Genomic DNA, 9,315 nt, shown 5'->3' with positions numbered 1-9,315 from the left:
GCAGGCCGCCGAAGTTCTGGATGGTCGGGATGACGACCTTCGTGTCGGTCTGCGTAACGGGCGCCACGACGATGGCCGGGCTGGCGAAGCCGCCACCGAACGCGGCGTTCACGTTGCCGACGTTGTAGTTGCTGCCGCCACGCACCGAGGCGAGTGCTTCGACGGAGAGTGATTCGTTATGCGAAAGGTCTTTGATGGTCAGCGAAGCCATGGTCGATCTCCTTGGATCAGTTGTTTCGGGTTGGAAGAGCACGATTTGTTTGCGCTCGCTGCTACATACGCACAGGGTGTGCCAGTGGGGCGAAGGACGCTGGAATCACACGCTAACCGTATGAAATCAAAGGTGATTCTTCCGTGAGTACTTTTGAAAAGCGGGCTTTCGGGCTTTTAGCCGGGAAATGGAGGTCTGCTCTCAGCAAACAGATCATCGCGAAGCTGTCGGCTTTAACCGAACAGCACACGATTCGGCTTTCTCCATGAGTACTTTTTGAGCGGCACACCTGCTCGGCGAGCCCTGAGCGCACCGCTGCTGAACCCGAGATGGTTTCCGTCAATGTGCGTTCATCGAATGGGATGCGCTTTTGGGGCACATCGCACGTTGTGCCATGAAGAGCACGATCTCGCTTGGGAGTAACTGGCGACGTACACGCGTATACGACCGGTTGACCATCGACCGGACGCAGAACCCTTAGCAAAGGCCTACCGTAAAGCGCGGAAAGTTGGCGGAATAAAACAGAAGGCTAGAAGTCGGCAGGCAAACAGACGCGCGCAAACACGTGCCGCAAGCCGTCCGGCGTGCAGCACGTCAAGAGAAGGAAGGGACTGGCAATGCCTCGGGGGCGAGCGCTATTTGCGCAACAGACTCTGCGGCGGTATGCGTTCGTCGACGGGCTGGCGAGCAGCCGTCGGGAATCCCACGGGATAATCGACGACGCGCGTCGCCGCTGGCAGCGCCTGCGCGGTGACGCCGAAGAAACGCCCTCCCGTTCGCGCTCCGCCTACGATGGCGGTCATCGCTGCGCGATCGAGCTGCACGCTTTCCGGGAGATCCTTGATGACGAGCTTGGACATGGCTGTTCCAGAAGAAATGTCGCGTGACGCTGTCGTGTTGGGAATGCGCTTCGGTCGATGACGGCACGCGTATGTCTCGAACAACCAGTATAGGTAATTCACGCCCGATGCGGTGTGCGCTGCCGAGCATTGCGGACACTGCGACGCGCAGGCAGTTCATCTCCGGTAGAGTCCAAACGAGCGCCTCGTTCCTGTCGGCCGCATTGCCCAAGTTGCGGCCTTTGTTTACAAGCTGCCGGGCATCGACCGTCTTGCTGTTGTCGAAGTCGGGCTTGCTGCTGCCGAAATACGGCGCGACGACTCGCGAACAGGGCATTTCGAATCAGCTCCGAGCATCTTGTGCGCTCGGGCCGGATCACGCATGGGCTGTGCCAGTCGAACAGGCGCAGCGGAAAAAACGCCGGGGCTTTACACATAAGGCTGCGCGCCAAATGCGCCGAACGGTGGGGCTGAACAGCGGGGCCGGACGGCGTGCCGAACGGCGAGTCATTGTTCAGACCGAACAAAGCGGCCAGGAGCAACACGGCACCCGCCGTCGCGGGCCAATCCTGGTTTGCGAAAGGCATAGGTGCGGGCTACTATCGAACGAGCACATGTAATTGGTTACGACAGGGAAATCCTTAGACCATCGGGAGCTGCGGCGCTTTGAACACATGGCTAGCCTTGCGCACGTGATTCGGGACTTTCAGAGCGGCGCACTCACGCAGGACGCGTTCGTCGCTCAACTCGACAGCACGCTCACAACGGAAGGCGTCGGTTCGGCTCGTCTGCTCGAAATACTCGGCGAAGCGCACGTCAGGAAGCCGCTGCCTCCTGCCCTTTACGCGGAAGTGCGCCGCCGCATCGAACAGATGCCCGTATCGAACCTTGCCGCGGCGGGCGGCGAGGAAACGCGCATGCAAACGGTGGCCGAGCCGCCGCCCACGCCGCAACCCGCGCGGGGCGGCGACGCAGGTGCATCCGGTTCCGGACTCGATCAGGTCAAGGGTACGGGCGACACGCTGAACAACCGCTTCGTGCTCGAAGACTGTCTGGGCGTCGGCGGCATGGGCACGGTCTACAAGGCGCTCGATCTGCGCAAGCTCGAAGCGTCGGACCGCAAGCCGTATCTCGCCATCAAGGTGCTGAACACGCAGTTCCGCGGCAACCCGAAGTCGCTGATTGCGTTGCAGCGTGAAGCGCGCAAGGCGCAGGTCCTCGCGCACCGCAATATCGTCACCGTCTACGATTTCGACCGCGATGGCGCCATCGTCTATCTGACGATGGAATACCTGTCCGGCAAGCCGCTCAGCCAGATCCTGCGCACGCAGGATTTCAAGGGCATGCCGGTGCAATCGGCGTTGCCGATCGTACGCGGCATGTCGAGCGCGCTGGCCTACGCGCACGAGCGCGGCTTCGTGCATTGCGACTTCAAGCCCGCCAACGTGTTTCTGACCGATACGGGTGAAGTGAAGGTGATCGACTTCGGCATCGCGCGCGTCTTTCAGCGCCCCGAAGAAGAAAGCGACGCCACCGTGTTCGATCCCGGCAGCCTCGGCGCGCTGACGCCCGCCTATGCCAGCCCCGAAATGCTCGAGCATCTCGAACCCGATCCGCGCGACGACATCTACGCACTAGGCTGCATCACGTACGAGCTTTTGACGGGCCGTCACCCGTTCGACCGTCAGTCGGCGACGCAGGCGCGCGCGTCGAACCGGCAACCGCAGCGGCCCGAGAATCTGAGCAACCGTCAATGGCGCGCATTACGTGCGACGCTCGCCTTCGACCGCAAGTCGCGCACGCCGACGGTGTCGCGCTTCGTCGAAGAGTTCGGCGCGCAGGAGCGGCCGTCGGCTTCGAATTCGTCAGGGCGGAATGTCGATCGCACCGGCATGCTGGTGAAGTCGGGCGTTGCGGGACTCGCGCTCGCTTGCGCGGCAGGCGGCGCGCTGTACTTCTATCGCGCTTCGCGGACTCTGGAGCAGGAGAATGCGGCGCTACAGGTGAGCCAGGCGTCCGATGCAGGCAGCGCGCGCCCTTCCGCGAGCGCCACTTTGCCCGTTCAGCCCGTTCAGCCCATCACGCCTGTCACCCCATCCGTGCCCGCCGCTGCATCCGCGCCGTCAGCGCCCGTCACAGCGGCCCCGCCAACGCTCGCGGCCGTCACCTCGGCACTCGCGACATTGCCATGCTCGGCGCTTGCCGCTTCGATTCAGGAACGCGCGGTAAAGGTGCGCGGATTCGTGCCGCAACATGGCGAGGCGCAGGTCAACGAGCGTCTTGCGGCATTGCCCGGGGTGGCGTCGACCAAAGTCGACGTGCAGCACGTGAGCAGCGACAAATGCGAGGTGCTGAAGGAACTCGGCTCGTACTGGACGCGCAACTGGCAGGCGGGGCATATCGCGTCGCTGACGGCGCGCATGCCGAACGGCGTGCTGACGGAGGGCGATCCTCTCGTCGTCGACGTGCGTACGCCGGGCTACGACTCGTATGTGAACATCGACTACTACGTGCTGGACGGCAGCGTCGTGCACATGGTGCCGGGGCCGCGCGCGAAAGATAACCAGGCACCCGCGCATTACTCGGCGACCATCGGCAGCGGCGGGGACTGGATTGTCTCGAAGCCGTTCGGTCAGGAACTGGTTGTCCTGCTGATCACGCCGGCGCCGCTCTTCGATGCGCCGCGGCCCGAGAGCGAGTCGCGCGCGGACTATCTGCGCGCGCTCGATACGAGGCTCAAGCAGCTTGCCGCCAAATACGGGCAAGACCATATCGTCGCGGACTTCGCGCAGATCACGAGCAAGGCACGCGCGCGTTGAGGGCGGGTGTTAGCGGTCGTGCGCTTTGCGGCATCTCAGGTCACTTGAGTTCCTTCACCACGCGAAAGCCGTCTTGCGACTGGCGTACGCTCTGGCTGTACTTGAAGCGCGTCGAGCTGAGCATGTAGTCGTTGCCTTCCCGCCATGAGCCGCCGCGAATCACGCGCATGTTGCAGGCGGGCGCGTCCCACGCGCGGCCGTCGTTGGGCGCGCCCTGGTACGAGTTATGCCAGCAGTCGCTGACCCATTCCCAGACGCTGCCGTTCATGTCGTGCAAGCCGTTCGGGTTCGCCGCGAAGGTTCCGACGGCCTCGGGCGCTTCCTTGTGATACGGATCGCCACAGTCCTTGCAGTTCGCCATGCCTTTGCGCATCTGCTCGCCCCACCAGTATTTGGTCGTGGTGCCCGCGCGGACGGCATATTCCCATTCGGCTTCCGTAGGCAGCCGATACGGTTTGCCCGTGACTTTGCTCAGCCACTTCACGTATGCCTGCGCATCGTCCCAACTCAGATCGCGCGCGGGCGCATTCTTCACCGAATTATTTTCGGGCGATAGCTTCGGGCATCCGTTGACGTCCGCGCATGCGTTCCATTGCTCGACTGTCACCTCGTATTTGCCGATCGCAAACGGCGCTGCAATGGTCACGTGATGCGGCGGTTTTTCGGAGGGGTCGGCATTGCTGCCCATCATGAACGAGCCTGCGGGCAGTGAAACCATCGCGGGACAGGCCGCGCAGTCCTTGCTCTCGCCGCCGGCGGTCGCGGCACGTGCGGGCGCGGGCGCGGGGGCAGGGGCAGGGGCAGGGGCAGGGGCGGCGGCTTTCGGCGCAGGTGCCGGTGTCGGTGCCGGTTGTGGCGCAGGCGCTGCAGCAGCGGCCGGGCGCGACGGCGCTGCTGGCGGCGCTGTTTGCCCGGAAGCCTTGAGCCTGTCGATCCTGGCCTTCGCGAGCGCCGCAAAGCGGCCGTTCGGATACGCCTTTAAATACGCCTCGTAATCGCTCGCGTAGTTGCTGTCCTTGATCGATTCCCAGAACGTCAGCTCGTATTGCTCGTTGCTGTCCTTCGGCAGAATGCCACGGCTATTCAATGCGACGACTGCGTTCGGCTCCTCATCCCTATGCTCAGACACATGATGCGAAGCGAAAAGCCGTACCGGCTCCGTCATTGACGACGAACGCCACGGTCTTTGCGCGCCATGCGTCTCTTCAGCGACTTGTCGTGCGACACGATCGAACATCGAGTCGACGGGCGCGTCGGGCGCGCGGTGCATCTCGCGCAGCCATGCACCCGTGAAAATGCCGTGACGGGTGCCGTCGGCGGCTTGCGCGCCTTGCGTCGTCGCGTAGGCAATCAATGTTTGCGGAGGCAACGGCATCGCGAGGCGGACCGCTTCGAACGGTTGCGTCTGGCATGCGTCCAGCACGACGAGATTGAGCGCGTTCTTGCGCGGCGCCGCGAGCGTGTCGAGCACATTCGACAGATCGATGCTCGTCGTCATCAAGGAAGCAGGCGCACGCGGATCGGCACCGGCGGAAGCGAGCAACGTGGTGCGTCCCGCCTGCAGACCGTGGCCTGCGAAATAGAACAGCGCCGTGCCGCCAGGCCGCAGGCGGCGGCCGAATTCGGCAAGCGCATCGCGCATTTGCGGCGCGGTTACATCGGTGCGCAGGACGACATCGAAGCCTTGCGCGCGCAACAACCCGGCGACGCTTTGCGCATCGCGCGCGGCATTGGGAAGCGAGCCGGCCGGATAGCTGGCGTTGCCGATTACGAGCGCGACCTTGCGATCAGCCGCTTGCGCCGCGAGCGCAAAGCGACTATTCGCGGCGGCTTGAGAAGTGACATCGCTCGCGCCGCGCGGCATCGGTCGAGCGTCGCCTTCTCGCATCTGGAATACCCCGATCATGCATACCAGCAGGAGTTTTCGCCACATATTCAGATCCTGGTTGTTCTGGACGTTCTCGATAGAACCTCGCCATCGGACGAACCGGCTCGAGCAGGACAGTCGCTGCCCGCCATGCCGCCCGATGCCCGCGTAACGTATTTACCTGGACCACCTTCACAAACGATAGCACGCAGTTAGAACGTCAGAAGGTTAACGAGCATGGCGTTTCTTTTTAACAAGTTACGTCCTAAGCTAAAACGGAAGCAAGCAGCACTGACCCTCCCTGGGAGAATGCGCAATGCAAAGAAGAATAAGGCTCGCGGCTATCGGCGCGCTCTTTCTGGCTTCCGCGCAGGTGTTCGCTGGACCGACGCCTGCCCCGCCTGGCGCCGAGGTCTACATTATCTGGCCGGCGGACGGCACCGTGATCACAGGCGGCAAGCTCTGGGTGCGAATGGGCTTGCGCAACATGGGTGTCTGCCCTAAGGGCGTCAATGTTCCGAACACGGGGCATCACCATCTGCTGATCGACACGGATCTGCCGTCGATGGATCAGGAAATTCCCTCTGACCGGAATCACCTGCATTTTGGCGCAGGCGAAACGGATGCGCGCATCGAGCTGCCGCCCGGCAAGCACACGCTGCAATTGCTGCTCGGCGACTACAACCATGTGCCGCATAATCCGCCCGTCTATTCGAAGAAGATCACCATCATCGTGAAGTGAGCACGCGCGAGCGTTGCGCCGGCGCAAGGGCGCACCAGACGCACGACGCAAGACGGAGAGCATCAGCCATGATCAGGATCGTTGTTGCCGCTGCGGCACTCGCCGCCCTCACCGCCCTCGCTTCGATGAACGTCGCATTCGCCGGGCCGACGCCTGCGCCCAAGGATGCCTACGCGTACATCGGCTATCCGAACGACGGACAGGTCGTGCCCGCCAACAAGCCGTTCCGCGTCTGGTTCGGCTTGCGCTATATGGGCGTCGCGCCCAAAGGCGTGAAGTACCCGAACACGGGCCATCATCATCTGCTGATCGACACCGATCTGCCGCCGGCGGATCAGGAGATTCCTTCCGACCGCCAGCATTTGCATTTCGGCGCGGGAGAAACGGAAACGATGGTCACCTTGCCGCCCGGCAAGCACACGCTTCAGTTGCTGATGGGCGACGAAAATCACATTCCGCACAATCCGCCCGTCTATTCGAAAAAGATCACGGTGATCGCGAAGTGAGCGAACGGGCGTACTCAATGTTCCATGCCTGTTCTGTCTTTTTCGAACCAACAGTTTTCAGTCGAATGTTGGCCGTTCAGCGGCACCATGAGACGCGATCGCCGCGCCTCGAATTCGTCTGCGCTACATCGCTCTGATACATAGCCCAATGGCAGCAAGGCTTTGCAGGTTTTTCGCGGCGCTGGCAGTGCAATTGGCACGGCCTATGCGTTGTCAGGTCCGAGCAGACAAGATGCTTGAACCCAACCCGAAAGACCCTGGCAAAGCTTCGCTTGCCTCTTAGGAGAACTGTCATGAGCGCACTGATGATCAAAGACCTGTCCGTTGCCCAGGAACTCGACGGAAAGACCATGAAGGCTGTTCGCGGCGGCTTTGTTGCCGATCCGCATTTTCCTGACTTCAATTTCGACTTCAGCAAGAAGATCGGCGATGTGCAGCAAATGATCCAGCAGCAATTGAACATCAGCAATGTGAGCGGCGGCAACGCGCTCGCGTCGGGCCTGACCACGACGATCACGCCGACGATGCTGGCCAACAACAGCGTCTCCGTGCGCTAAGCGAACGGCGATGCCCGCGGAGGTCTGGACCGGCCTCCGCGGATTCCGGGGAAATCCCGAAGCCGGCTGAGAAGTTTGCTTCACCGTGCATCGTCAAAAAGATTCAGAAGCCATTCGTCCTGTCCACACGACCGCCGCGCGACCGCACGCACTCCACGCCGAACGAAATCCGCCGACATCGATAGAGATGCCGCGCTGGACGTGCTTTACTTTAAAGGCGCGCTCTGCACGTGCAGGTCACCCGGGAATGATCGGAGAATATCGTGTCTGCGTTGCCTGATTCGTTCGTCGCCGTCGCTCGCGCCATCTCTGCCGCTGCTGTTTGCACCGCCATGCTGGCGGGTTGCGTCGACGTACACATGGCCGATTACAAGCGCCCCGATACGCCTGCCAAGGCCTCGTGGTCCGACAAGACGGGCTCGCTCGTTTCACCTGCCGACACCATCGTGCCCGACTGGTGGAAGGGCTTCCAGGACCCGTATCTGAATACGCTGATCGCGAAAGCGATCGAAGGCAACTTCGACATCAAGGTGCTCGCCGCGCGTATCGACGTAGCGGGCGCGCAGATCGGCGAGGCGAAGGCGGGTGCATTGCCGACGGCCGATCTCGGCGCAGGCGCGAATTTCCAGAAGACCACGGGGCAGCCGTTCACACGACAGTACAACGTAGCCGCCCAGGTGAACTGGGACATCGACATCTGGGGCAAGGTAGAGAAGGGCGTGCAGGCGCAAAAGGCCGAGTTTCGCGCGACGGAAGCCGACTGGCGCGCGGGTTATCTGGAACTGGTGTCTAACGTGGCAACCACATACTTCCAGATTCTCCAGTTCGACGACCAGATCGACGCGCAACAAAAAATGGTCGAGGAGAACAAGAAGATTCTCTCGATCCTGGACGGCATGAGCCGTAACGGCCTGGTGCCGAAGACGCAGGTGATGCGTCAACAGGCGGAGGTCAATCGTCTAACCAAGGATCTGCTCGATCTGCGCCGCTCGCGGAACATTGCGAACAACGCGCTGTGCACGCTGATCGGCGTGCCCGCCGGTGAATTCGCCGTGCCCGTCGGCCATTTGCAGCAGCGCGTGCAACAGCCGCCCGTGCCGGGCGGGCTGCCTTCGCAACTGCTGTCGCGCCGGCCCGATATCGTCGCATCGGAATTGCGCGTGCTCGAAGCGTATAACCTGGTCGGCGAAGCCAAGCTGGCGCAATTGCCCACCATCAGCCTGACGGGCCATGGCGGCACCGCGAGCTTTGCACTGTCCGATCTGCTGAAGTCGTTCACGTTCGGCTTCATGCCGAGCATCAATATTCCGCTGCTCGATCCCGGCGTGCGGGCGCACGTCAAGACCACCGAGGCGCAAACCACCGTCGCCGAACAGCAGTACCGGCAAACCGTGATGGGCGCATTCGAGGAAGTGGAAAACGCACTCGTCAATCTCGACTCGCACAAGAAGCAGCGCGTCGAATTGCAACAGGAAGTGGAGCGGCTGAGCGTCGTCAACGCGCAAATTCAGTCGCAGTTGCGCGAGGGCATGATTTCGCAGCTGGATGTGTTCGAAACGGAGCGCACGCTGCTCCAGGCGCAACTCGATCTGCTGACGAATCACCAGCAAATACTGTCGGACACGGTACTGCTTTACAAGGCGCTAGGCGGCGGCTGGCCGGCCGTCGATGTGCAGACACAAGTAAAGCAATGAGGTCGGGCAATGAAGCGGCAGTGCGCGAGCGTAACGCGAGCGTGACGCACGCGAACAGAGGAAAAGCTGGCACGGTTCTT

At 62.1% G+C, this 9,315-nt stretch carries 8 protein-coding genes; 5 read left to right on the top strand and 3 right to left on the bottom strand.

What is annotated here, in order from left to right:
* Both KFO72_RS31290 and KFO72_RS31285 read right to left on the bottom strand, forming a co-directional pair.
* On the bottom strand, window positions 1-211 hold a 211-nt coding region (locus tag KFO72_RS31290; RefSeq protein ID WP_225033738.1), incomplete at its 3' end, for a hypothetical protein.
* Between the two features lie 635 nt (window positions 212-846).
* A complete protein-coding gene (locus KFO72_RS31285; protein ID WP_054933630.1) occupies window positions 847-1,071 on the bottom strand; it encodes a hypothetical protein in 225 nt (74 codons plus the stop codon).
* A gap of 653 nt (window positions 1,072-1,724) precedes the next feature.
* Between KFO72_RS31285 and KFO72_RS31280 the strand changes: the two genes are divergently transcribed.
* Window positions 1,725-3,869: a serine/threonine protein kinase gene (locus KFO72_RS31280; RefSeq protein ID WP_062917093.1), complete on the top strand. Its 2,145-nt coding sequence runs from the start codon at window positions 1,725-1,727 to the stop codon at window positions 3,867-3,869.
* Between the two features lie 40 nt (window positions 3,870-3,909).
* On the opposite strand, the gene KFO72_RS31275 is transcribed toward KFO72_RS31280, so the two are convergent.
* Window positions 3,910-5,802, bottom strand: coding sequence for an SUMF1/EgtB/PvdO family nonheme iron enzyme (locus KFO72_RS31275; RefSeq protein WP_225033737.1), 1,893 nt, complete (start codon window positions 5,800-5,802; stop codon window positions 3,910-3,912).
* Between the two features lie 250 nt (window positions 5,803-6,052).
* Here KFO72_RS31275 and KFO72_RS31270 point away from each other — a divergent pair, with 250 nt between their 5' ends.
* The 4 genes from KFO72_RS31270 to KFO72_RS31255 all read left to right on the top strand — a co-directional run bounded on the left by KFO72_RS31270 (window position 6,053) and on the right by KFO72_RS31255 (window position 9,235).
* A complete protein-coding gene (locus KFO72_RS31270; protein ID WP_007733396.1) occupies window positions 6,053-6,478 on the top strand; it encodes a DUF4399 domain-containing protein in 426 nt (141 codons plus the stop codon).
* 68 nt (window positions 6,479-6,546) lie between these two features.
* Window positions 6,547-6,984: a DUF4399 domain-containing protein gene (locus KFO72_RS31265; RefSeq protein WP_054933634.1), complete on the top strand. Its 438-nt coding sequence runs from the start codon at window positions 6,547-6,549 to the stop codon at window positions 6,982-6,984.
* Between the two features lie 293 nt (window positions 6,985-7,277).
* The gene (locus KFO72_RS31260) at window positions 7,278-7,541 is read left to right on the top strand and encodes a hypothetical protein (RefSeq protein ID WP_054933635.1); all 264 of its coding nucleotides are present in this window, start codon (window positions 7,278-7,280) and stop codon (window positions 7,539-7,541) included.
* 263 nt (window positions 7,542-7,804) lie between these two features.
* Entirely contained in the window at window positions 7,805-9,235 is a 1,431-nt protein-coding gene (locus KFO72_RS31255) for an efflux transporter outer membrane subunit (RefSeq protein ID WP_107201345.1), read from the top strand.
* The last annotated feature ends 80 nt before the right edge of the window (window positions 9,236-9,315 follow it).

Origin of the sequence: Paraburkholderia sp. XV, assembly GCF_020177535.1 — a bacterium.
GTDB classification, from domain to species: Bacteria; Pseudomonadota; Gammaproteobacteria; order Burkholderiales; family Burkholderiaceae; genus Paraburkholderia; species Paraburkholderia caribensis.
The sequence above is the reverse complement of the archived record's forward strand: the minus strand, read 5'-3'. Positions and strand labels throughout refer to the sequence as shown.

Excerpts from the sequence above, each read along its gene's own strand:
- KFO72_RS31285 (WP_054933630.1), bottom strand. The coding sequence starts at position 1,071 with ATGTCCAAGCTCGTCATCAAGGATCTCCCGGAAAGCGTGCAGCTCGAT.
- KFO72_RS31280 (WP_062917093.1), top strand. The coding sequence starts at position 1,725 with ATGGCTAGCCTTGCGCACGTGATTCGGGACTTTCAGAGCGGCGCACTC.
- KFO72_RS31275 (WP_225033737.1), bottom strand. The coding sequence starts at position 5,802 with ATGTGGCGAAAACTCCTGCTGGTATGCATGATCGGGGTATTCCAGATG.
- KFO72_RS31270 (WP_007733396.1), top strand. The coding sequence starts at position 6,053 with ATGCAAAGAAGAATAAGGCTCGCGGCTATCGGCGCGCTCTTTCTGGCT.
- KFO72_RS31265 (WP_054933634.1), top strand. The coding sequence starts at position 6,547 with ATGATCAGGATCGTTGTTGCCGCTGCGGCACTCGCCGCCCTCACCGCC.
- KFO72_RS31260 (WP_054933635.1), top strand. The coding sequence starts at position 7,278 with ATGAGCGCACTGATGATCAAAGACCTGTCCGTTGCCCAGGAACTCGAC.